At 61.1% G+C, this 19676-nt stretch carries 22 protein-coding genes; 10 read left to right on the top strand and 12 right to left on the bottom strand.

The features are described 5' to 3' along the window. Positions 1-137 precede the first annotated feature (137 nt). The 3 genes from K5E37_RS27930 to K5E37_RS27940 are packed head-to-tail and all read right to left on the bottom strand — an operon-like array spanning position 138 to position 3985. Positions 138-1439, bottom strand: a complete 1302-nt coding sequence (locus tag K5E37_RS27930; RefSeq protein ID WP_221535697.1) for a cytochrome c — start codon at positions 1437-1439, stop codon at positions 138-140. 12 nt (positions 1440-1451) lie between these two features. Next, on the bottom strand, positions 1452-3236 hold the full coding sequence (locus K5E37_RS27935; protein ID WP_007953975.1) for a GMC family oxidoreductase: 1785 nt from the start codon (positions 3234-3236) through the stop codon (positions 1452-1454). A 2-nt stretch (positions 3237-3238) separates the two neighbouring features. Then, entirely contained in the window at positions 3239-3985 is a 747-nt protein-coding gene (locus K5E37_RS27940) for a gluconate 2-dehydrogenase subunit 3 family protein (protein WP_085606424.1), read from the bottom strand. Positions 3986-4282: 297 nt separating this feature from the next. On the opposite strand from K5E37_RS27940, the gene K5E37_RS27945 reads away from it, so the two are divergent. After that, positions 4283-4927: a dual specificity protein phosphatase family protein gene (locus K5E37_RS27945; protein ID WP_221535698.1), complete on the top strand. Its 645-nt coding sequence runs from the start codon at positions 4283-4285 to the stop codon at positions 4925-4927. On the opposite strand, the gene K5E37_RS27950 is transcribed toward K5E37_RS27945, so the two are convergent. From K5E37_RS27950 to prlC, 3 genes are all read right to left on the bottom strand, one after another. After that, positions 4914-6956: a M3 family metallopeptidase gene (locus tag K5E37_RS27950; RefSeq protein ID WP_221535699.1), complete on the bottom strand. Its 2043-nt coding sequence runs from the start codon at positions 6954-6956 to the stop codon at positions 4914-4916. The two genes, K5E37_RS27945 and K5E37_RS27950, sit on opposite strands and share 14 nt — an antisense overlap. Positions 6957-7068: 112 nt before the next feature. Further along, on the bottom strand, positions 7069-7359 hold the full coding sequence (locus K5E37_RS27955) for a YheV family putative zinc ribbon protein (protein WP_007953955.1): 291 nt from the start codon (positions 7357-7359) through the stop codon (positions 7069-7071). Beyond that, positions 7356-9407 carry an oligopeptidase A gene (gene prlC, locus K5E37_RS27960; RefSeq protein WP_289204171.1) on the bottom strand — a complete coding sequence of 684 codons (2052 nt, stop codon included), beginning with the start codon at positions 9405-9407 and terminating at the stop codon, positions 7356-7358. Before prlC ends, K5E37_RS27955 begins: the two co-directional genes overlap by 4 nt. Positions 9408-9496: 89 nt before the next feature. Between prlC and K5E37_RS27965 the strand changes: the two genes are divergently transcribed. Together K5E37_RS27965 and K5E37_RS27970 are read left to right on the top strand one after the other, a co-directional pair. Next, positions 9497-10042 carry a gamma carbonic anhydrase family protein gene (locus K5E37_RS27965; RefSeq protein ID WP_085606429.1) on the top strand — a complete coding sequence of 182 codons (546 nt, stop codon included), beginning with the start codon at positions 9497-9499 and terminating at the stop codon, positions 10040-10042. Positions 10043-10070: 28 nt separating this feature from the next. Next, positions 10071-10721, top strand: a complete 651-nt coding sequence (locus tag K5E37_RS27970) for an HAD family hydrolase (RefSeq protein ID WP_221535701.1) — start codon at positions 10071-10073, stop codon at positions 10719-10721. A 102-nt stretch (positions 10722-10823) separates the two neighbouring features. Here K5E37_RS27970 and K5E37_RS27975 read toward each other — a convergent pair whose 3' ends face one another. Continuing rightward, positions 10824-11906 (bottom strand): aminopeptidase, encoded by a 1083-nt coding sequence (locus K5E37_RS27975; protein WP_221535702.1) that lies wholly within the window; start codon positions 11904-11906, stop codon positions 10824-10826. A gap of 58 nt (positions 11907-11964) precedes the next feature. On the opposite strand from K5E37_RS27975, the gene K5E37_RS27980 reads away from it, so the two are divergent. Together K5E37_RS27980 and K5E37_RS27985 are read left to right on the top strand one after the other, a co-directional pair. Beyond that, complete coding sequence (locus K5E37_RS27980; protein WP_085606435.1) at positions 11965-12387, top strand: hypothetical protein; 423 nt, start codon at positions 11965-11967, stop codon at positions 12385-12387. Positions 12388-12427: 40 nt separating this feature from the next. Beyond that, positions 12428-12847 (top strand): hypothetical protein, encoded by a 420-nt coding sequence (locus K5E37_RS27985; protein WP_007953944.1) that lies wholly within the window; start codon positions 12428-12430, stop codon positions 12845-12847. A 6-nt stretch (positions 12848-12853) separates the two neighbouring features. On the opposite strand, the gene K5E37_RS27990 is transcribed toward K5E37_RS27985, so the two are convergent. Together K5E37_RS27990 and K5E37_RS27995 are read right to left on the bottom strand one after the other, a co-directional pair. Beyond that, entirely contained in the window at positions 12854-13093 is a 240-nt protein-coding gene (locus K5E37_RS27990; protein ID WP_221535703.1) for a DUF1161 domain-containing protein, read from the bottom strand. A gap of 102 nt (positions 13094-13195) precedes the next feature. Continuing rightward, a complete protein-coding gene (locus K5E37_RS27995; RefSeq protein WP_007953923.1) occupies positions 13196-13627 on the bottom strand; it encodes an OsmC family protein in 432 nt (143 codons plus the stop codon). 243 nt (positions 13628-13870) lie between these two features. Between K5E37_RS27995 and K5E37_RS28000 the strand changes: the two genes are divergently transcribed. Then, positions 13871-14872 (top strand): LLM class flavin-dependent oxidoreductase, encoded by a 1002-nt coding sequence (locus tag K5E37_RS28000; RefSeq protein WP_065260633.1) that lies wholly within the window; start codon positions 13871-13873, stop codon positions 14870-14872. Positions 14873-14933: 61 nt separating this feature from the next. Here K5E37_RS28000 and K5E37_RS28005 read toward each other — a convergent pair whose 3' ends face one another. Next, a complete protein-coding gene (locus tag K5E37_RS28005) occupies positions 14934-15158 on the bottom strand; it encodes a DUF1161 domain-containing protein (RefSeq protein WP_085748065.1) in 225 nt (74 codons plus the stop codon). Positions 15159-15286: 128 nt separating this feature from the next. Next, positions 15287-15502 carry a dodecin gene (locus tag K5E37_RS28010; RefSeq protein ID WP_007953919.1) on the bottom strand — a complete coding sequence of 72 codons (216 nt, stop codon included), beginning with the start codon at positions 15500-15502 and terminating at the stop codon, positions 15287-15289. Positions 15503-15658: 156 nt separating this feature from the next. On the opposite strand from K5E37_RS28010, the gene K5E37_RS28015 reads away from it, so the two are divergent. Next, positions 15659-15985, top strand: coding sequence for a YqjD family protein (locus K5E37_RS28015; protein WP_221535704.1), 327 nt, complete (start codon positions 15659-15661; stop codon positions 15983-15985). Here the strand turns inward: K5E37_RS28015 and K5E37_RS28020 are convergent. After that, positions 15958-16875, bottom strand: coding sequence for a LysR family transcriptional regulator (locus K5E37_RS28020; RefSeq protein ID WP_085748066.1), 918 nt, complete (start codon positions 16873-16875; stop codon positions 15958-15960). The genes K5E37_RS28015 and K5E37_RS28020 overlap by 28 nt on opposite strands. Before the next feature lie 112 nt (positions 16876-16987). On the opposite strand from K5E37_RS28020, the gene trpB reads away from it, so the two are divergent. The 3 genes from trpB (at position 16988) to K5E37_RS28035 (ending at position 19613) form a co-directional block, all read left to right on the top strand. After that, on the top strand, positions 16988-18235 hold the full coding sequence (trpB, locus tag K5E37_RS28025) for a tryptophan synthase subunit beta (protein ID WP_064379337.1): 1248 nt from the start codon (positions 16988-16990) through the stop codon (positions 18233-18235). Continuing rightward, complete coding sequence (gene trpA / locus K5E37_RS28030) at positions 18235-19047, top strand: tryptophan synthase subunit alpha (RefSeq protein WP_007953915.1); 813 nt, start codon at positions 18235-18237, stop codon at positions 19045-19047. Before trpB ends, trpA begins: the two co-directional genes overlap by 1 nt. Before the next feature lie 122 nt (positions 19048-19169). Next, positions 19170-19613: an anti-virulence regulator CigR family protein gene (locus K5E37_RS28035; RefSeq protein WP_007953914.1), complete on the top strand. Its 444-nt coding sequence runs from the start codon at positions 19170-19172 to the stop codon at positions 19611-19613. The last annotated feature ends 63 nt before the right edge of the window (positions 19614-19676 follow it).

The raw sequence follows: 19676 nt of genomic DNA on the forward strand, positions 1-19676 counted from the left end.
GGATCGTGACGGTGAAATCGGTGAGCAGGATCGAGCCAAACTGGTTGCCCTGGCCAAAGCCTATGCCAGTATTACCAATCCGTAACAGCGATTGAATCAATAACCCTGCATGATTAATCATGCAGGGGTTATGGCGCTTAGTTGTGGCTGGTTACTTGTCCAAGATCGCCGGCTGATGTTGTAGTCATATCGTCGGTACGTAACTTGGAAACATCTTTCGCGGTGACAGGGGATGCCTTGTTACCCCAACTTCCACGAATAAAGCTCACGACATCTGCCACTTCCTGATCCGACAGACGCCAGGCGAAGCCCGGCATGGTGAAGGTGGACGGCGCCGTGTGCGTTGCAGGCAGGGTGCCGCCCTTGAGCACGATGTGGATCAGCGAGGTCGGGTCGTCCGATTGCAGCACCGGATTACCTGCCAGCGCCGGGAACACTCGGGTGTAGCCGTGGCCGTCGGTGCGGTGGCACGCCGCGCAGTTGTCGATGTACACCGAGGCGCCGCGCTGACTGTCGTCACCGTTCCACAAGGCCTTGGCGGCTTTCTCATCGTACTGGTGCGGCTGGTCGGCAGGATCATTGGCCGGCAGCGATTTCAGGTAACGGGCAATCGCGGTCAGGTCGGCGTCGGTCATGTACTGCATGCTGTGGGTGACCACGTCGCTCATGCCGCCGAACACCGCACTGCGGTCGCTGCGACCGGTCTTGAGAAACTGCACCAGTTGCTCTTCGCTCCAGCTGCCGAGACCGTCCTTATGGTCGCCGCGCAGGCTCTTGGCGATCCAGCCTTCCAGCGGCGCACTGCCTGACAGAAAACTGCTGCCTTCGGCCGCGCTCAGGGATTTTTCCTGCATGGTCAGGGCCCGTGGCGTATGGCAGGCGCCGCAATGTCCGAGGCCTTCCACCAGATACGCCCCACGGCTGACGACGGCATCGTCCGACGCCGGTTTGTAGTCCTCGACCTTCGGCGCGAACAGCCAGCGCCAGCCCATCAGCGGCCAGCGCATGCTCAATGGCCAAGGGATGTCGCTGGCCTTGTTCTCCTGCGCCACCGGTTCCACGCCGTGCATGAAGTAGGCGTAAAGCGCCTGCATGTCGGTTTCGCTGACGCGGGCGTAGGACGGGTACGGCATCGCCGGGTACAAGGTACTGCCGTTTTTGGCCACGCCATGGCGCACGGCCTGGTCGAAATCCTCGAAACTGTAGTCACCGACGCCGGTTTTATCCGGGGTGATGTTGGTCGAGTAGATCGTGCCGATCGGGGTTTCCATCGGCAGGCCACCGGCGAACGGCTTGCCGTCCTTGGCCGTGTGGCAGGCCACGCAGTCGCCGGCACGGGCGAGGTATTCGCCTTGTTTGATCAAGGATTGATCAACTTCGGCGCCATGAACGGCAGTGCTGCCGAGCAGGGCCAGGGTCGCGATAACGAGAGTCTTCATGGTCATCGCTCCTTAAGCCTGAACCAGCGGGCCGGGGTTTTTCAGGTATTGCTCGCGGATCGCTTTCGCCGACCAGTAGGTCAGCGCGGCAACCAGCCCGGTCGGGTTGTAACCCAGGCCTTGCGGGAACGCCGAGGCGCCCGGAACGAACACGTTGTGCACGTCCCAGCTCTGCAGGTAACGGTTCAGCGCGCTGGTCTTCGGATCGGTGCCCATGATCGCGCCACCGTTGAGGTGGGTGGTCTGGTACGACGCAGTGTTGAAGTGGTCGCCGACTTTCTTGCCGATCACGGCGATGGCTTTCGGGCCCATGGCCTCGGCGATCTTGCCCATTTTCTCGACCATGAAGCGGTTCATCTTGATGTCGTTTTCCTGCCAGTCGAACGTCATCCGCAGTAGCGGCATGCCGTAGGCATCGCGGTACACCGGGTCCAGATCGAGGTAGTTGCCACGGTAGGACTGATGCGCGCCGTGGGCATCCATCGACACCTGGTGGGTGTAGTAATCGGCGGTCGCGCGTTTCCACGCACTGCCCCAGGCCGGAGTGCCCGGCGGGTTGGAGGTACCGGCGATCGGTCGGCTGCCGGCCTGGTTGACCCACATCGGCGAGCCACCGACGAAGCCATGCGGCCCGTGATCGAAGTTGTCGGCGTTGAAGTCATCCACCGCCACACCGTTGCCGCCGGCGCCGATGAAGTTGTTGGTGTGGGTGTCCTTGTCGAAGAACGCCTTGATGGTGGCCATGTTCTGGTAGGCGAAGTTGCGCCCGACTACACCTTCGCCACTGACCGGATCGTACGGTTTGCCGATGCCGGAGAGCAGCATCAGGCGCACGTTGTGCAACTGGAATGCGCCGAGGATCACCAGATCCGCCGGTTGCTCGATCTCGCGGCCCTGGCCGTCGATGTAGGTGACGCCGGTGGCCTTGGTTTTCGTGCTGTCGAGGTTGACCCGCAGCACATGAGCGTTAGGCCGCAGTTCGAAATTCGGCAGCGGTTTCAGCGCCGGCAGAATGTTCACGTTCGGCGAGGCCTTGGAATACATGTAGCAAACGTAGCCGCTGCAGAAACCGCAGAAGTTGCACGGGCCCATCTGCGCGCCGTAGGGGTTGGTGTACGGCCCTGAAGTATTCGCGGAAGGCAGGTTGTAGGGTTTGTAGCCAACCTCCGTAGCCGCTTTGCCGAACAGCTGTGCGGAAACCGTGTTCTTCTGCGCTTCCAGCGGGAACGGGTTCGAGCGATCCGGTGCGTACGGGTTGCCACCCTTGCCCTGACCGACCAGTTGGCCTTTTACGGTCCAGGCCTGGCCGGAGGTGCCGAAGACTTTTTCGGCGAAATCGAAGAACGGTTCCAGCTCTTCATAGCTGACGCCGAAGTCCTGGATGGTCATGTCCTTGGGGATGAAGCTTTTGCCGTAACGCTCTTCGTAGTGGCTGCGCATGCGCAACTCGATCGGGTCGACCCGAAAGTGCACGCCCGACCAGTGCAAACCGGCGCCGCCCACGCCATTGCCCGGCAGGAACGCGCCCAGCTGGCGGTTCGGCAGGGCGATGTCGTTGACGCTGTGACGGATGGTGACGGTTTCCTTGGAAACGTCCTGGAAGAGTTTTTTCCGCACGCTGTAGGTGAGTTCGTCGATCACCTGGGGATAGTTGCCGTCCGGGTAGGTGTCCTGCATCGGTCCGCGTTCCAGCGCCAGCACGTTGAGTCCCGCTTCGGTCAGCTCCTTGGCCATGATCGCGCCTGTCCAGCCGAAACCGACGATCACTGCGTCGACCTTCTTCATTACCGTTGCCATGCTCACGCCCTCTCGCCGCGAATCGAAACTGCCGGGAAGGGGTACTGCTCGTTGCGTTCCACCCAATCCATGAAATCGGCGCGGGCGCCGGGGAAGCCGATCATGGTCCAGCCGACCATGCCTTTATTGCCGCCGTGGATCGGGTCGCAGAAGAACCCTTCCTTGGTGTTTTGCAGCAGCAGACTGAAGAAAATCTTCGCCGGAACCGCGTCGAATTGCGGTTTTCCGGCTTCAAGCTGCTTGAGCAGATCGTCTCGGGTAGCGCTGTCTTGCTCGGCAAATGTTTTACCGTTGATGGATTTTGCCCACTGATCCGTGGCGGCGATGCCGAGGCGATAGATCTCTTTTGGCACCAGTTTGCTCTGCCAGCCCATCTCCGGCGCGGCGTCGGCATTGAACGGGCCCTGCATGTACCAAAGGGCACCGGCGGCGTACGGGGTATTCATCTGACGGTCGATGTATTCCGGCACGCCAGCTTCGAGTGCACCTGGACCCTGCGAATCGTTGGGGATCAACTGCGCGACGGCGGCATTGATGAATGCCCACTCTTCGGCGGTGAAGTAGCTCGGCTGATAAGTGCTGGCTTCAACGGCAGCCGATTTTGCCGGGGCTGTGGCAGGCGCGCTTTCAGGCGCTGCTTGCAGCACCGTGCTGCCGAGACCGCTACCGGCGAGGGTGACGACCGGAATAAGGGTCAGGGATTTGCGCAAAAACTCACGCCGCGGGTTGTCTCGATCTTCATCAGACATGGGGATGCACCTCATCAGGCATTGATGGTTGTCAGCCGTTTCTGCGAACGGCTCAAGAATTTTCTGGCTGCGACGTGGCCGGAATGACCGGGAGAAGGGGGACGCGTCTGCAACATGATGTGACAAATGGTAGCAGGCTAAGCAACCGGATGAACCGATTCAGCCAAAAAAAGACCGCTTTTCGACCAAGGGAACCGATGTCTTCACGATTCTTTTACAAGCGCCTCACAGGGATTTGACTGCGAGGCTCGCAAGCTGCGGTCCTCACTGACGAAACCCACACGGTCACCGTAAAGCATGTTCCTGACGCGTTTTTCCTCCGCATTCTGTTTGTCGCTGTTTGCGCTGTTCAGCTGGATTCCCGCTCAGGCCGCGGAAACTACGGCTTCCCGTCCCGTCGAGTGGGCGCAACCGGTAGAAGTGCAATACAACCTCTTCCAGATGTCGCCCACGCTGTACCGCAGCGCGCTCCCGGATGACGGCGCGGTGCCGTTGCTGAACAACCTGAAGGTGGCCACGGTCATCAACTTCCTGCCGGAAGCGGATTCCAGCTGGCTGAAAGCCCCCGGTATCCATCAGGTGCAATTGCCCTATCGCACCAATCACGTGGACGACAGTGATGTGCTCAAGACCCTGCGTGCCATCCAGTCCGCCGAAGCCGATGGCCCGGTGTTGATGCACTGCAAGCACGGCTCCGATCGCACCGGCCTGATGGCGGCTATGTACCGAATCGTCGTGCAGGGCTGGAGCAAGGAAGACGCCCTGAACGAAATGACCCAGGGCGGCTTTGGTGAGAGTGGGCACTTCCGGGACAGCGTGCGCTACGTGATGCAGGCCGATGTCGATAAATTGCGTACCGCGCTGGCCAATGGCGATTGCAGCACCAGCGCGTTTGCCACGTGCTCGATGAAGAGCTGGTTTCAGACGGTCAATCTGAAGTAACTCGTCCGGTCTTTCCGTCAACGAGGCCGGCGACCGGCCGGCCGACGAACGCTTCCACCGCGTCCAGCAACGGACGCCCGGCACCCGGCGCAAAGAACGTGGCGCGAAACTCACGGCCGGTTTGCGTGTTGAACACCCAGTCCCGGCTGAAGCGCTTGAACGCTTCCTGAGCGAGCACGCCCGACCAGACGTAGGCGTAAACCGAAGCGTCGTACTGGGTCACCATGTAATCGAATCCATTGGCGAACCGGTGATCGTCCGGCAGTTGCAGAGGACCCAGGCTGCGCTGGACATCGTTGCAAACCTCCTCGACCGAGCGCCCATCGCCGTGGGTCAGGTGCAGCTCGAAATCGATCATCGCCCCCATCAGCAACAAGGCCTGTTGCCGGCTGGAATGGGACTGAGTAGCTGACAGTGCCGCGTCGACCCGTGCGGCGCTCAAGCGTTCGCCGGTCCGAAAATGCGCGCCGAGCCACAACACAAACTCCCGCGACAAACACCACTGCTCGAACAACTGCCCGGAAAACTCCGCCGCTTCATGGCCCAGTTGCAGGATGCCGGACAGGCTGTGATGGGGCGAGCGCGTCAGCACGTGCTGGAGGCAATGGCCAAACTCATGAAACAGCACCCGCAGATCGTCGATTTCGAGCCGGCACGGATGGGTATCGGTGGCCGGTGTGAAATTGCTGTAAAGCAGGGCAATCGGCAGCGCCGGGCGGCCTTCGGCGTTGATCCGGCGATTGCGCAGCGTGGAGGTGCCGGCGAAGTCCACCGCGTTGTCGCGGTGAAACGGGTCGAGGTAGATATAGCCGATGACCTGCTCGTGCTCGCTGATTTCCAGCAGGCGCACATCGTCATGCCAGTGGCCGCCACCGGATCGCTCGACGATGCGGATCCCGAACATCCGTTCGCAGAACAGAAAGAGCCTGCGCAGGGTGCCTTCGAGCGGGAAGTAATCCCGCAGGTTTTCCAGCGCACCGGGAAACTGCTGCTGGCGCCATTGTTCGGCGAGGAAATCTTCGTCCCATGGCTGGACCCGGTCGATTCCGCATTGCGGCGCAAAGGCCGCCAGTTGTTTTGCATCCTGCGCGAGGGCAGGTGTCAGCTGCGCCGCCTGACGCTGGAGAAAGCGACTGACCCATGCGGTCGTCCCGGCGCTGTTTTTGACCAGGCTCAGTTGCGCGGCGTTTTCATGGCCGAGCAAACGGGCTTTCTGCTGGCGCAGGGCGAGCAGTTTCTTCAGCACCGGGCCGTTATCGAAGCGGCCGGCCAGTGGGCCCCGACCGGAGGCGCGGGTCATGTAGGCAACGTAGCATTCCTCTCGCAAGGCACGGTTCTCGGCGTACTTGAGGATGTGCTGGCAGGTGTTCTGGTCCAGCCGGATCAGCCAGCCGTCATGGCCGGCCTCGCGTGCGGCGCGCGCCAGACGATCCTTCATCGCTGGCGACAAGCCCGCGAGCAGCGCAATATCGTCAATACGTTTGCTCCACGCCTCGGTCCAGCGCTCGAGGTTGTCCAGAAACACGTACTCCAGCCCGCCGATCTCGCGGTTCAACCGCGCCAGTTCCTGTTGCTGTTCAGCAGGAAGCTCGATGCCCGACTGCTTGAATCGGCGCAGAATCCGCGACAGTGCAATGTTGCGCGACTCATCGAAACTGCCGGCGATCGAACTCTGCGCCAAACGCTGGTAAGCCTCGTACAACGGGCGATTTCGGGCTTTTTCGGAGCGATACTGATTGATCGCCAGATGCGCCTTGGCGCTTTCCACGAGCCAGGTGGCATCGTCGGATCTGACCATCGACAACGTTTCGAGAATCGAGCGGAGTTCACCGAGGCGCGCGTCGGCCTCGTCGATGCTCAGCACCAGATCATCCCAGCCGGGATGTTCGGTCTGACTGGCGATCACCTGGGCGATGACTCGCTGGTTGTCGGCAATGATGCCGTTGACGGCCGGCAGCAGGTGCTCGGCTCGAATCGCTGGCCACGGTGGCAGCGTCCAGTGTTGCAGGAGGGGATTGGTGTCGGGCATGGCAGCTTCCTTCGAGGCGTGGCACAAAGGGCCAGCCTACGAAGCAAGTGCGGGGGACAGGTGTTAAGCCAATACCACCTTCCACCGACGAATCGGGGAAGGTGGTTCTGGATCAGTGCTGCTCGTCGGGCTTTTTCTTCAGCTTCGGATTCGGGAAGAATTGCACCGCCTGAACCGTTTTGTCCGGTGCCGGCTTGAGCGCGCTGGTGTTGACCCTCGTGCCCAGTTCTTTCGGTACCGAAAGCCCTTGGGCATTCAGCGTATCGCTGTAGCCGCACGCCACGCATTCGCGGTGCGGGACATCGTCCTCGCTCCACATCATCAGTTTGTCCGGCTCGCTGCACGCCGGGCAGACCGCCCCGGCGATAAAGCGTTTTTTGGTCTTCACGGGTGCCTCACTCATGCTGCCGCGTCCTCACTCAGGCCGCTGTGGCGCAAGAGTGCGTCAATCGACGGCTCACGGCCACGGAAGTCGACGAACAGCACCATCGGTTCCTGCGAGCCGCCACGGGCCAGGATTGCCTCGCGGAAGGCGCGACCGGTGTCGGCATTCAGCACGCCGTCTTCTTCGAACTTCGAGAAGGCATCTGCCGACAGTACTTCCGCCCACTTGTAGCTGTAGTAACCCGCCGCGTAACCGCCGGCGAAGATGTGCGCGAAGCTGTTCGGGAAGCGGTTGTAGGCCGGAGGACGCATTACCGAGACTTCGTTGCGCACGCCTTCGAGCACCTGCGCAACGCTGCGGCCGTCACCGTGGGTGGCGTGCAGTTCGAAGTCGAACAGCGAGAACTCCAGTTGACGCACCATCATCAGGCCGGACTGGAAGTTCTTCGCTGCGAGCATTTTTTCCAGCAGATCCTGCGGCAGCGGCTCGCCGGTTTCGTAGTGGCCGGAAATCAGCGCGAGGCCTTCCGGCTCCCAGCACCAGTTTTCCATGAACTGGCTCGGTAGCTCGACCGCGTCCCACGCCACGCCGTTGATGCCCGATACGCCGGCATGCTCGACGCGAGTCAGCAGGTGATGCAGGCCATGGCCGAATTCGTGGAACAGGGTGGTCACTTCATCGTGGGTCAGCAGCGCAGGCTTGCCGCTGTCGGCCGGGGTGAAGTTGCACACCAGGTTGGCCACCGGGCTTTGCAGTACGCCGTCGACGGTGCGACGACGGTCGCGGGCGCCATCCATCCAGGCACCGCCGCGCTTGTTGGCGCGGGCGTAGAGATCGAAGAAGAAGCGGCCGACGTGCTGGCCGTTTTCCTTGATCTCGAACAGGCGAACATCCGGGTGCCAAGTGTCGAAACCTTTCAGTTCGGCGATTTCGATGCCGTACAAGCGCTGAACGATGGCGAACAGGCCGCCCAGCACTTTGTCGATCGGGAAGTAGGCGCGCAGGGTTTCCTGGGCGACGCTGTAGCGTTGTTCACGGAGTTTTTCACCGTAGAAACCGCTGTCCCAGCTTTGCAGATCGGCGCAGCCCTGTTCGGCGGCGTAAGCCTTGAGCTGTTGCAGATCCTGGGCGGCGAACGGTTTGCTGCGCTTGGCCAGATCACGCAGGAAGCTCAGCACCTGATCGCTGGACTCGGCCATTTTGGTCGCCAGGCTCAGTTCGGAGAAGCTGGAGAAACCGAGCAGTTTGGCCAGTTCCTGACGCAGGTCGAGGATTTCGCCCATCACCGGGCCGTTGTCGTTCTGGCCGGCGTTCGGGCCTTGATCCGACGCACGGGTGCAGTAGGCGGCGTAGACTTCTTCACGCAGCGCACGGTCCTGGGCGTAGGTCATCACCGCGTAGTAGCTCGGGAATTCCAGGGTGATCAGCCAGCCATCGAGGCCTTTGGCCTGTGCGGCGGCAGCCATTTGTGCCTTGGCCGAATCGGTCAGGCCGGCGAGGGCGGCTTCGTCGGTCAGGTGTTTGGTCCAGGCCTGAGTGGCGTCGAGCAACTGGTTGGAGAAGCGGCTGCCCAGCTCGGACAGTTTGCTCTGCACTTCGGCGTAGCGTTTCTGTTCGGCTTCCGGCAGATCGATACCCGACAGGCGGAAATCGCGCAGGGCATGTTCCAGGATGGTTTTTTGCGCCACGTCGAAACCGGCGGCTTCCGGGCTGTTGGCCAGGGCTTCATAAGCCTGGAACAGCTCGCGGTTCTGGCCCATTTCGGTGGAATAGGCGCTCAATGCCGGCAGGCACGACTCGTAGGCTTCACGCAGTTCGGCGCTGTTGCACACGGCATTGAGGTGGCTGACCGGACTCCAGGCTGCGCCCAGGCGATCATTGAGTTCGTCCATCGCCAGCACCAGCCCGGCCCAGGTCGGGTTCTGGCCCTGGGTCTTGAGGATTTCGGCAATGGCGGCGCGGTTGTCGGCCAGGATGGTTTCGATGGCCGGCTGCACGTGTTCGGCACGGATCGCGGAGAACGGCGGCAGGTCGTAGGACTGCAGAAGAGGGTTGTTCACGCTCACGGTTGGCACCTTGGCTGGAAGAAACATGCGCCCATCTTAATTACAATCGACACCCACCGCAGCTATCGGCGACAGAGAGAGAACTAATCGTGTCCCTTCGCAAGTACCAGAATCACACCCCACGCTTGAGCCAAGGCGCTTTTGTCGACGGCTCCGCGGTGGTGATCGGCGACGTCGAAATCGGCGAAGACAGCTCCGTGTGGCCGCTGACCGTGATCCGCGGCGACATGCACCACATCCGCATCGGCGCGCGCACCAGCGTGCAGGATGGCTGCGTGTTGCACATCACCCACGCCGGCCCGTTCAATCCCGATGGCTTCCCGCTGCTGATCGGCGATGACGTGACCATCGCCCACAAGGTCATGCTGCATGGCTGCACTGTGGGCAGCCGCGTGTTGATCGGCATGGGCAGCATCGTCATGGACGGCGCGGTGGTCGAGGACGATGTGATCATCGGCGCCGGCAGCCTGGTGCCACCGGGCAAGCGTCTGGAAAGCGGTTTTCTGTACGTGGGCAGCCCGGTGAAGCAGGTTCGCCGGCTGACCGACAAGGAAAACGCCTTTTTCACCTACAGCGCGGCGAACTACGTGAAGCTCAAGGACCTGCATCTGGCCGAAGGCTACGACCAGCTCTGACTTTTCTCTCTATTGCCCGGGATTTTTCATGCATTACCAGACCGTTCTATTCGACCTCGACGGCACTCTCACCGACCCGCGTGAGGGCATCACCCGTTCCATCCAGTTCGCCTTGAGCAAACTCGGCATCGATGAGCCGGACCTGACCAGACTGGAACACTTCATCGGCCCGCCGCTGTTGCAGGCGTTCATGCAGTTTTATGGTTTTGATGAAGCGAAAGCCTGGGAGGCGGTGAATTTCTATCGCGAGCGCTTCAAGGTCACCGGCCTGTACGAGAATCGGGTGTTCGAGGGCGTCACGCCGTTGCTGGAAACCCTGAGCGGCCAGGGCCGCCAGCTGTATATCGCGACGTCGAAGCCGTGGGTGTTCGCCCGTGAAATCGCCCGGCACTTCGATTTCGCCAGACACTTCAAGGTAATCTACGGCAGCGAACTGGACGGCACCCGCACCAACAAGGTCGAGCTGATTGCCCACTTGATGGCCGAGGAAGGGCTGGATCCGGCCAATACGTTGATGATCGGTGACCGCAAGCATGACCTGATCGGTGCTCGCAGCAACGGGCTGGATGCGGCGGCCGTGGGTTACGGTTTTGGCAGCCATGAAGAGCTGAGCGCGGAAGCGCCGGCGTATCACTTCGAGACGCTGGCGGAGTTGCATCAGGCGTTTTTGCAGCGCTGATCAGATAGCCTTCGCGAGCAAGCCCGCTCCCACATTGGGTCTGTGTTCAACACAAAAACAATGTGGGAGCGGGCTTGCTCGCGAAGAGGCCCTTTCAGCCACTCAGACTTTCGAATCTACCAACGCTTTCAGTGCCGCTTTGCGCTCAGTTACTGGCAACTCACCCAACCTCTCCACCTCCGCATAAAACCTCAGCCAATCCCCTTCGACCTGCCTGAACAACGCCGAAAACGCCGGCACCCACTGGTCATACAGCCCGAACGGCAACAGCCGTGCGTTGTTCAACGGCGCATTGACCCAGGCGTCATAGCGTTTGTCGCCGGCCCACTGGCCATCGCGCATCGCTCGATAGTCGTGTCGAAACCGTTCGAACTCCGCCGCCTTGCGCTCGCGCATCTGCGCCGTCGCCCATGGTTGTGCATAGAGTTTTTCAAGCCGTGAGCGGGTATCGAGGATCAACTGAATGAATTGATCCCGTTGCTTCAGCTTCGAGTCGTTTTCCGGGGGCAAGTTACGAAACGCTCGCCACTGCCGCGTACCCTCCTGCTCGACGAAGGTCGCGAAGGACTCGTTGAACTCGGTGTCGTCCTTCACATAGAAACGCTGGTGGGCCAGCTCATGGAAGATCAGCGTCGCCAGACGCTCGTCGCCCCAGCCCATCATCGAATTGAGGATCGGGTCGTTGAACCAGCCCAGGGTCGAGTAGGCCTCGACGCCGCCGATCGACACGTCCATGCCTTGCAGACGTTGAATCGCGGCTTCACCCCGCGCCGCGCTCTGGCTGTAATAGCCGCGATAGGCCACGCAACCGGCAATCGGGAAGCAATGGTTCTGTGGGCTCAGGGAAAACTCCGGAGTGGCGAACACATTCCACACGACAAACGGCCGACCGATGTCGGCATAGAGGCGATAGCTTTGGTTGTCCGGCAGATGCAGGTGTTCGCTGGCGAAAGCCCGGGCTTTCTGGGATTGGGCCAGGTGAGCGCGCAGTCTGGCATCGCGAGCCGGGTCGGCGATCACCTTGGCCACCGGCTCCCGCGCCCGCAAAAGCTGCAGCTGACCGCTGGCCAGCTGGCTGTAATAGCTCAGGCTTGAGCAACCGTTGAGCAACAAAATCATCACACCCGGAAACAAAACCCGCAAAACGCGATCAAGTAACCCATGGCTTGGAAGCGGCCTGATCAAAATAAGAAATCCCACCGGAAAGTCTGCCCAAGACTATCCCGCCCATTGGAGCTCCGCTATGCGCATGTTGATACTGACAGGAAGCGTGCTGACGCTGGCCGGTTGTGCCGGATTCGGAATGCCGTCCCCTGACCCCTCGCAAGCCTGGATCGATCTGGATGCCCGGCAACAGGACACGGCGTTGCAGGCGCTGGAAGTCGACAAAAAGGCTGCCGTCGATCATCGTTACTTCGAAGTGCAGCCCGGCAGTCATGAGCTGACGGTGCGTTATCAATTCCCGGTCGAAGCGACCAACATCGGCCCGGATGCCGAGCCGCTGTGGCGCGATTGTCAGTTGAACGTGAAATTCAAGGATTTCAACGCCGGCCAGCGTTATCAGTTGCAGGCGGGAAGCATCGGTTTCCGTCCGTGGGCCAAGCTCTATGACCAACAACGCAACGTGGTGGGCCAGGGCACGCCGGCGGGCTGCCAGCGAACCTGATCGGCGTTATGCTGGATGTCCGAACTCACGGACATCCATCATGCGCACGTTGATGCTGTTGTTGGCCGCAGGCGTACTCGCCGGGTGCCAGACACCGTTGCCCCCCGTCGACCCGAACATGGCCTGGGTCGAATTCTCTACGCCAACCCCCGGCGGCAAACTGCTGATGGCCGAGCGTCTCGACAACAGGCGGCTGACTGACGGACGTTTCTTCCAGGTCACCCCCGGCAGCCACGAGCTGCGGGTGCGCTTCGACTTTGAAGTGTTCGGCGGAGGCGGCAGCCTGATGACCGGCCCCGTTGAGCGGCTGTGCTATCTGACCATCCGCTACGATCATTTCGAGGCGGGCCAGCGTTACTTGCTCGAAGGCCGTTCGCTGGCGTTTACCCCGAGTGCCCGCCTGTACAACGACAAGCGGGAAATCGTTGCCGAAGACCGCGAGGTCAACTGCATCATCTAAGGCGGATCAGCGGTCGTTCTTCTGATAGATGATCTTTTTTGTGCCGTAGTCGCAGGTGCCGACAATCATGGCGATGTCGTGTTTTTCAGCCTCCTCTTTGGAGACTATCTCCAGGGTGTAGGAGGGCACGGCATTCGCCTGAATCTTGATTTCGATCTCTTGCTTGAGTTCTTCGCAGTCTTTGGGCGCTGCGAAGGCCGACGTTGCCAGCACGCCACAGATAACCGCCAAGGCAAAACGTTTCATGGTTGAAGCTCCATCGAAGCAGCGCGCACGAAGATGCGCGAAAGCTGCTGTCATTTATTCGACCACATTTTTGCCTGGCGGGTTCTGATCCGGCTCAATCCGTCAGCCAACCAGCGACGCGTCGAGACTGATCTTCGCATTCAGCACCTTGGACACCGGGCAACCTTCCTTGGCCTTGTTGCTCAGCTCTTCGAACTGCGCCTGGGTCGCTCCCGGAATTTTTGCCTTGAGGATCAGTTTCACCGCGGTGATCGCAAAGCCGCCATCCACCTGATCCAGCGTGACCTCGGCCTGGGTGTCGATGCTGTCGGCCTTGAGCCCGGCGTCACCGAGAATCATCGAAAACGCCATGGAGAAACAGCCCGCATGGGCGGCGCCGATCAGTTCTTCCGGATTGGTGCCCTTGCCGCCCTCGAAGCGTGCCTTGAAGCCGTAGGGCGCTTCACGCAGGACGCCGGTTTCGGTAGAAATCGAGCCGATGCCGGTTTTCAGGTCACCTTCCCAATGCGCGGATGCCTTCTTCACGATAGCCATGTGTGCCTCCTTCAAATCGGGCGCGAAACGCCGCGCCGTCGTGGTTTTTGCCTGCAAGGCTTCTGAGGATAGACGCCGGAACAAAGTTCAGCCCAAGTGAATCGTTGACTTTTTTAGTAGGAAATTTCGGATCGGCTATTGAAACTCGGGTATATGCCCTCATTGCACAGAATACGCTTATGAATTGGGCAGGTTTGCGTTCGCCAAGAACACACCTGCGCCCTCAATCGGAGATGCAGGTTTATGAAGCAACTGTCCGACGTAAAGTTTTCCACCCTCGATCTGGTGCCGGTGCGCGAGAACGGCAGCCCGGCGCAGTCGCTGCGCAACTCGCTGGATCTGGCGCAGCACGTCGAGAAGTTCGGCTACACCCGGTTCTGGGTTGCCGAGCACCACAACATGGACGGCATCGCCAGTTCTGCCACCTCGGTGTTGCTGGGCTATCTGGCCGGCGGCACGTCGACCATCCGGGTCGGCTCCGGTGGCGTGATGCTGCCCAACCACGCGCCGCTGGTGATTGCCGAGCAGTTCGGCACCCTTGAAAGCCTGTATCCGGGGCGGATCGACCTCGGTCTGGGTCGTGCGCCGGGTTCCGATCAGATGACCGCCCGCGCCCTGCGCCGTGAGCGCTCCGGCAGTGCCGATGACTTCCCGGAAGACGTGGCTGAGCTGGTGCGTTTCCTCGGCCCGCGCACCCCGGATCAGCGCGTGATCGCGATGCCGGGCACCGGTACCAATGTGCCGATCTGGTTGCTCGGTTCCAGTCTGTTCAGTGCGCAACTGGCCGGTGAGCGCGGTTTGCCCTACGCCTTTGCCTCGCATTTCGCACCGCGCTTCATGCATGAGGCGATCCGCGTCTACCGCAATCACTTCAAGCCATCGGCGGTGCTTGATAAACCGTACGTAATGCTCGGCGTGCCGCTGGTGGCCGCTGACACCGATGAGCAGGCCGATTACCTGGCGACCTCGGTGTACCAGCGAATCCTCGCGCTGATGCGTGGGCAAAGTCTGGTGCAGCGTCCACCGGTGAAAACCATGGACGGCCTGTGGTTGCCCCACGAGCGTGAGGCGGTGGGGGATTTCCTCGGTCTGGCGATGGTCGGCAGTCCGCAGAAAATTCGCGCGAAACTCGAAGTGCTGATCGAACAGACCCAGGCTGACGAACTGATCTTCACGTGCGACCTGTACGAACACGCCGATCGCCTGCATTCCTACGAGCTGCTGGCGCAGGTCATGAAGGGCTGAGCCCGATCGCCGCGAACAAAAAAGCCGACGCATTGCGTCGGCTTTTGTTTTTCCGGCGTGATCAGCCGCGGGTGTAGACGATCTCTTTGGCGCCGCCTTCGCAGGTGCCGACGACTTTGCCGCCACTGGCCGCACCCTTGTCGACAATCTCCAGCGAATACCCGGAAACGCCCTTGGCATCCAGCTTGGCCGCGATTTCAGCCTTCAGTTCTTCACAAGGCTTGCCGGCAGCAAACGCACCACCCGCAAGGCTCAACAAACCTACCGCCAACATGAACTTCTTCATCGGTCGCACTCCCTGGTCGGATTAAAAAAGGCAGGCATCGAGCCGTTCGCTCGATGCACTCACCTCGTAGCGCATTGCCATTCCTATGGCACTCGGCCAGCGCGCAAGTTCAGAAGCGTAGACCAAACTCAGCTGCTGGCTATCCGGAACCCGACTTTCAGGGTCACTTGAAAGTGCGCCGCCTTGCCATCCTTGATGTGGCCGCGGGTTTCGGTCACTTCAAACCATTCCAGATGCTTGATGCTCTTGTTGGCCTCGGCCAACGCATTGTTGATGGCGTCTTCGATGCTGCTGGTGGACGAACCGACCAGCTCGACTTTCTTGTAGGTGTGATGGTCACTCATGGTGTTCTCCTTGAAGTGTGCAATTGAGCCTAGCAGCGATTTGCCGTGTTGATTTCGGCGATCCGGGCGAGAGGAAGTTCAGATTTTCTGCACTTTCCAGAAACGCTGAAGTCCCAACCAACACACGCCACTCATCACCAATGCAGGAGAGCCACCATGGCCAACACCTCGTTACGCAAAGCCTCGTTGCAAAGCATGGAAGCGGAGATCGAGAGTCTGCTCAAGTCGTTGGAAAGCCTGAAGGACGACGCTTCGGACGAGTCGCGCAAGACCCTCAAGGCGCTCAAGAACAACGCTGAAAGCGCGCTGAAACACTCGCGCAGCCTGCTCAGCGATGCCTACGAAGAAGTCAAAGTCAAAACCCGCGAGACCGGAATCGCCACCCGCGATTACGCGCAGGAACATCCGTGGACGACCGCCGGTGTGGCGGTCGGTGCGCTGGGTCTGCTGGCCGCTTACTTGCTGTTCAAGCGCGGCGAGTGATCCGCCTGGCGCAGCTCGTTCCTGAGCCACTGCGCCAATTGCCGGGCGCGCCCGTCCGCGGCGCGCTTGGGTAGCCACAACGCCAGTTGCGCCGGGGTTTCGCTGAAACCCCACGGCGCGACCAGGCGTCCGGCCTTCAAGTCTTCGGTCACCAGCGGTTCCGGCGCGATCGCCACGCCCAACCCGGCGACGGCCGCTTCCAGCAAGTAATACAAATGCTCGAAACCCTGCCCCAGCTTCAACGCCTTGGCGTCGAGGCCGCTTTGTTGCGCCCAGCTCGGCCAGGCTTGCGGGCGTGAAGTCGTGTGCAGCAAGGGTTCGTCGAGCAGGGCGATTGGCGGTGCCGATTGCAGGCGCTGGTAGCCGCTGAACAGCGGGCTCATGACCGGGCCGATGCGCTCGCTGGCCAGCTCGTAAACTTGCATGTCTGCCGGCCATGGCGGTTCGGCGAACAGCAGCAATGCATCCAGCCCCGGGCGACGCGGGTCGAGATCGCCTTCACCGGCGGACAAGTGCAGACGCAAATCCGGAAGATCGGCGTTCAAGCGCCCCAATCGCGGAATGAACCAGCGCGCCAGCAAGCTACCTGAGCAACCGAGTACGAACGGCGCATCGGCGGTGCTTTGGGTCAGTTCGGCGCAAACGCTGCGCAAGCGGTCGAACGCCTCGCCGCTGGCATCGCGCAGACGGATGCCGGCATCTGTGAGTTTCAGGCCACGACCGTCCTTGACGAAAAGACTGACGCCGAGGTGCTCTTCCAGCACCTTGAGCTGGCGGCTGACCGCGCCGTGGGTGACGTGCAGTTGCTCCGCAGCCTGGCTGACACTGTTCAGGCGGGCGGTGGCTTCGAAGGCGCGCAGGGCGTTCAGCGGGGGGAGGTCATGGCTCATGATATCTGTGAGTTTTCCTGACAGGTTGTGGCGATCTTATCGGTTTTCAGTCTGGAAGGTCAGGGGTAGAGTGAACGCCATTGTCTTCTCGTGAAATCCGCTGGAGCGAACCATGACCCAGACTTCGAACACCTCCGATCTGCGTAACGGCCCTGACGCCAACGGCCTGTTTGGCTCGTTCGGAGGCCGTTACGTTGCCGAAACCCTGATGCCGTTGATCCTCGACCTGGCTCGTGAATACGAAGCGGCCAAGGAAGATCCGGCGTTCAAAGAGGAATTGGCCTACTTCCAGCGCGACTACGTCGGACGTCCGAGCCCGCTGTATTTCGCCGAGCGCCTGACCGAGTTCTGCGGTGGTGCCAAGATCTACCTCAAGCGCGAAGAGCTGAACCACACCGGCGCGCACAAGATCAACAACTGCATCGGCCAGATCCTGCTGGCGCGGCGCATGGGCAAGAAACGCATCATCGCCGAGACCGGCGCCGGCATGCACGGCGTGGCTACCGCTACCGTGGCCGCGCGTTTCGGTCTGGACTGCGTGATCTACATGGGCACCACCGACATCGAACGTCAGCAGGCCAACGTGTTCCGCATGAAGCTGCTGGGCGCCGAAGTGATCCCGGTGGTCGCCGGCACCGGCACCCTGAAAGACGCGATGAACGAAGCGCTGCGTGACTGGGTGACCAACGTCGACAGCACCTTCTACCTGATCGGCACCGTGGCCGGTCCGCACCCCTATCCAGCCATGGTTCGCGACTTCCAGGCCGTAATCGGCAAGGAAACCCGCGATCAGTTGCAAGCTCAGGAAGGTCGCCTGCCGGACAGCCTGGTGGCGTGCATCGGCGGCGGCTCCAACGCCATGGGCCTGTTCCACCCGTTCCTCGACGACAAGAGCGTGGAAATCATCGGCGTCGAAGCCGCCGGTTACGGTATCGAGACCGGCAAACACGCGGCCAGCCTCAACGGCGGCGTACCGGGTGTGCTGCACGGCAACCGTACCTTCCTGCTGCAGGACGACGATGGCCAGATCATCGACGCCCACTCGATTTCCGCCGGCCTCGACTATCCGGGCATCGGCCCCGAGCACGCGTGGTTGCATGACATTGGTCGCGTCCAGTACACCTCGGTGACCGACGACGAAGCCCTCGCTGCGTTCCACCAGTGCTGCCGTCTGGAAGGGATCATCCCGGCACTGGAAAGCGCCCATGCCTTGGCCGAAGTATTCAAACGTGCACCGAAACTGCCGAAGGATCACCTGATGGTGGTCAACCTTTCCGGTCGCGGCGACAAAGACATGCAGACCGTCATGCACCACATGGAACACTCTCAACAAGAGCAATCGAAGCAGGAGAAACACTGATGAGCCGCCTGCAAACCCGCTTTGCCGAACTCAAAGAACAGAATCGCGCCGCCCTGGTGACCTTCGTTACCGCCGGTGATCCGGACTACGACACCTCGCTGGCAATCCTCAAAGGCCTGCCGAAAGCCGGTGCCGACGTGATCGAACTGGGCATGCCGTTCACCGACCCGATGGCCGACGGCCCGGCGATTCAGCTGGCGAACATCCGTGCCCTTGGCGCCAAGCAGAACCTGATCAAAACCCTGCAAATGGTCCGCGAGTTCCGCAAGGACAACAGCGACACGCCGCTGGTGCTGATGGGTTACTTCAACCCGATCCACAAGTTCGGCGTCGAGCGCTTCATCGCCGAAGCCAAAGAGGCCGGCGTTGATGGCCTGATCGTGGTCGACATGCCACCGGAGCACAACTCGGAGCTGTGCGACCCGGCCCAGGCAGCGGGCATCGACTTCATCCGCCTGACCACCCCGACCACCGATGATGCGCGTCTGCCAAAAGTGTTGAACGGCAGCTCCGGCTTCGTTTACTACGTGTCGGTTGCCGGTGTGACCGGTGCCGGTGCGGCGACGCTGGAACACGTCGAAGAAGCGGTGGCGCGTCTGCGTCGGCATACCGACCTGCCGATCAGCATCGGTTTTGGTATCCGCACGCCGGAGCAGGCGGCGTCCATCGCGCGTCTGGCCGACGGTGTGGTGGTGGGTTCGGCGCTGATCGATCACATCGCCAATGCGACCACGCCGGACCAGGCCATCGACGGCGTGCTGAGCCTGTGCTCGGCGCTGTCCGAAGGCGTGCGTAAGGCTCGCGTCAGCTGAAGGTAAAGTTCCTGATACAGAGGAATTAGGGCCTCGCGGCACAGACTAATTGAGCAAGACCGAGGGATTCAGAACCACGTTCTGAATCCCTTTTTGCTGTCAGTGCAGTGAGGAAAGACCCGATGAAAATGCCGAAACGTCTGATTGCCAGTCTGGGCGTGCTGATGATCAGCGCGACGCCGCTGCTGGCCAGCGCCGATCCGCGCGACGATCACGACCACGGCGGCCCGCAACAGGGCCACTACGACAATCGCGGTGGCGATCACCATGATTGGCAAAGCAACCATCGCGGCGGCCCGCCGCCTCGGGATTTCGGCCCGGTGCGTCAGGTGATCCGCGACAATCATGGCTACTTCGTTCGCGGTGCACCGCCACCTCCAGGCATCCATCTGGTACGTGGCCGGCCGCTGCCCCACGGCTATTACGGCGAGCGGCTGGATAACCGGGCGTTGAGTCGTCTGCCGTATTACCCGGGTTATGAATGGCGTCGTGCCGGTGGTGACATCGTGCTGATCGCGGTGGGTAGCGGGGTCGTTTACGAAGTGCTGGATGGCGTTCTGTACTGATCGTCAGGCAATAAAAAAGACCGCAATCTTCACAGGCTGCGGTCTTTTGTTTTCAGGGTCGTT

Origin of the sequence: Pseudomonas sp. RIT778, assembly GCF_019718735.1 — a bacterium.
GTDB lineage: Bacteria > Pseudomonadota > Gammaproteobacteria > Pseudomonadales > Pseudomonadaceae > Aquipseudomonas > Aquipseudomonas aphyarum.

What these genes read in the sequence shown, in the direction of transcription:
- K5E37_RS27930 (WP_221535697.1), bottom strand. Translation starts at nt 1,439, where the DNA reads ATGAAGACTCTCGTTATCGCGACCCTGGCCCTGCTCGGCAGCACTGCC.
- K5E37_RS27935 (WP_007953975.1), bottom strand. Translation starts at nt 3,236, where the DNA reads ATGGCAACGGTAATGAAGAAGGTCGACGCAGTGATCGTCGGTTTCGGC.
- K5E37_RS27940 (WP_085606424.1), bottom strand. Translation starts at nt 3,985, where the DNA reads ATGTCTGATGAAGATCGAGACAACCCGCGGCGTGAGTTTTTGCGCAAA.
- K5E37_RS27945 (WP_221535698.1), top strand. Translation starts at nt 4,283, where the DNA reads ATGTTCCTGACGCGTTTTTCCTCCGCATTCTGTTTGTCGCTGTTTGCG.
- K5E37_RS27950 (WP_221535699.1), bottom strand. Translation starts at nt 6,956, where the DNA reads ATGCCCGACACCAATCCCCTCCTGCAACACTGGACGCTGCCACCGTGG.
- K5E37_RS27955 (WP_007953955.1), bottom strand. Translation starts at nt 7,359, where the DNA reads ATGAGTGAGGCACCCGTGAAGACCAAAAAACGCTTTATCGCCGGGGCG.
- K5E37_RS27970 (WP_221535701.1), top strand. Translation starts at nt 10,071, where the DNA reads ATGCATTACCAGACCGTTCTATTCGACCTCGACGGCACTCTCACCGAC.
- K5E37_RS27980 (WP_085606435.1), top strand. Translation starts at nt 11,965, where the DNA reads ATGCGCATGTTGATACTGACAGGAAGCGTGCTGACGCTGGCCGGTTGT.
- K5E37_RS27985 (WP_007953944.1), top strand. Translation starts at nt 12,428, where the DNA reads ATGCGCACGTTGATGCTGTTGTTGGCCGCAGGCGTACTCGCCGGGTGC.
- K5E37_RS27990 (WP_221535703.1), bottom strand. Translation starts at nt 13,093, where the DNA reads ATGAAACGTTTTGCCTTGGCGGTTATCTGTGGCGTGCTGGCAACGTCG.
- K5E37_RS27995 (WP_007953923.1), bottom strand. Translation starts at nt 13,627, where the DNA reads ATGGCTATCGTGAAGAAGGCATCCGCGCATTGGGAAGGTGACCTGAAA.
- K5E37_RS28000 (WP_065260633.1), top strand. Translation starts at nt 13,871, where the DNA reads ATGAAGCAACTGTCCGACGTAAAGTTTTCCACCCTCGATCTGGTGCCG.
- K5E37_RS28005 (WP_085748065.1), bottom strand. Translation starts at nt 15,158, where the DNA reads ATGAAGAAGTTCATGTTGGCGGTAGGTTTGTTGAGCCTTGCGGGTGGT.
- K5E37_RS28010 (WP_007953919.1), bottom strand. Translation starts at nt 15,502, where the DNA reads ATGAGTGACCATCACACCTACAAGAAAGTCGAGCTGGTCGGTTCGTCC.
- K5E37_RS28015 (WP_221535704.1), top strand. Translation starts at nt 15,659, where the DNA reads ATGGCCAACACCTCGTTACGCAAAGCCTCGTTGCAAAGCATGGAAGCG.
- K5E37_RS28020 (WP_085748066.1), bottom strand. Translation starts at nt 16,875, where the DNA reads ATGAGCCATGACCTCCCCCCGCTGAACGCCCTGCGCGCCTTCGAAGCC.
- trpB (WP_064379337.1), top strand. Translation starts at nt 16,988, where the DNA reads ATGACCCAGACTTCGAACACCTCCGATCTGCGTAACGGCCCTGACGCC.
- trpA (WP_007953915.1), top strand. Translation starts at nt 18,235, where the DNA reads ATGAGCCGCCTGCAAACCCGCTTTGCCGAACTCAAAGAACAGAATCGC.
- K5E37_RS28035 (WP_007953914.1), top strand. Translation starts at nt 19,170, where the DNA reads ATGAAAATGCCGAAACGTCTGATTGCCAGTCTGGGCGTGCTGATGATC.